The sequence below is a fragment of the Mesorhizobium sp. M1A.F.Ca.IN.020.06.1.1 genome, from assembly GCF_004023265.1.
Classification (GTDB): Bacteria; Pseudomonadota; Alphaproteobacteria; order Rhizobiales; family Rhizobiaceae; genus Mesorhizobium.
This window is the reverse complement of sequence record NZ_RZSR01001480.1, coordinates 1-916: the sequence shown is the minus strand read 5'-3', so window position 1 is coordinate 916 and position 916 is coordinate 1. Positions and strand designations below refer to the sequence as shown.

At 63.8% G+C, this 916-nt stretch carries 1 protein-coding gene and 1 pseudogene; both read left to right on the top strand.

Annotated elements, in window-relative coordinates; genetic code table 11:
* A partial coding sequence (locus EOA60_RS35015) for an FAD-binding oxidoreductase (protein ID WP_164899870.1) occupies window positions 1-601 on the top strand: 601 nt, incomplete at its 5' end.
* Between the two features lie 37 nt (window positions 602-638).
* Window positions 639-916: pseudogene (locus tag EOA60_RS35010) on the top strand (hypothetical protein); the annotation flags it as partial.

Here is a 916-nt window from a genome sequence, read left to right as displayed (position 1 = left end):
TCGGCACCCGAGCCTTTGGGTCCGCGGCTCGGTCGGACGGACCGGCATTCTGCCGATCGAGATGCGCAAGCTGGTCGTTTGGGGTAAGTGCGCCTACCGGCAGCGTCCGGACGGGCGGGTCAACATAGCCGTCGCTGAGGACGGTTTCCATGACCTGATGCTGGACAGCATCGTGCACGGCTTCAAGTTCCTGCCGCTGGCGAGGCGCAACCGGCGCAACCTGCGCTTCAGCCTTGGCAAGCCGGCCATGCGCAGCCTCATGGGTGAGTTCGCCGATTTCACGACCCACCGCACGCTCGATCCCAAACCCGACTGGAAGGGGCTGCGTCGCGCCGCCGAGCGCTTCAGCGAGGAATATCCCACGGTTGGTTCGGTGCGGTACGAACGCGCCTGGGCAGGATATATCGACTATATGCCCGACGAGCTCCCGGTCATGGAGGCACTGCCCAAGCCGGACGGCCTGTTCGTCGCCGCGGGGCTCAGCGGCCACGGTTTCGGCATCGGGCCGGTCATCGGCCGCACGCTCGCCGACATGATCGTCAAAGGCCGCGCAGAATACAATCTTGCGCCGTTCTCATCTGCGCGTTTCAATTCTCGCTGATATGTCGCCGCGGCCCGAACCCTCTTCCAAACCCGTGTTGATCGACGTCATCCTTGCCGATGGCTTTTCGATGCTGACGACGACGCTGATCCTCGAGGCACTGCGCTTCGTAAACCTGGCGCATCGCCGCAAGGCGTTCGACTGGACGATCAAAGGCGTGCAATCGCAATCGCCCCGGGCCAGCAACGGGTTCACCTTCTCAGCGCAGCGCAGCTTTGAGGCCAATGCCGAGCCGGCGGAACTCGTCTTTCTCAATGCCTCCTACTTCCCAGATGCCGCCGCTTCACCGGAACTGCTTGCCTGGCTGCGCAACGC